Genomic DNA, 329 nt, shown 5'->3' on the forward strand with positions numbered 1-329 from the left:
CCGCGCCGCAGGCGCGTGTCAAGGACCCAAGGACGAGATTATGTAAAGTGCTGGCCGGGAGGATTACGTCAGGCCTGCCCTCCATCGGAGTGAGCTGCACATAACGCCTGGCTTACCATAATGGGCCCCGGGCGGGGTCTCGACCCGACGGAACGGGCGGATCGGAGCGGGGCCGAAGCGAGCCCGGACGAACTTGCGGACCGACTTGTACGACCCGTCGAAGCCGAGTTCGGAGCGGAGGTAGTCGTAGAGGATCTGGACGCTGGGTGGCCGCTCGCGTCCCGTGATCTCGGCGTGGGCGCTCCACCAGTGGTCGACGGCCTCGGCCA

The 329-nt window shown here is 66.9% G+C and carries 1 protein-coding gene; it reads right to left on the minus strand.

Going from position 1 to position 329, the window contains the following annotated elements:
* Positions 1–63: 63 nt before the first annotated feature.
* A partial coding sequence (locus ACYOEI_RS41235) for a hypothetical protein (protein WP_462856497.1) occupies positions 64–329 on the minus strand: 266 nt, incomplete at its 5' end.

The organism is Singulisphaera rosea (assembly GCF_054877945.1).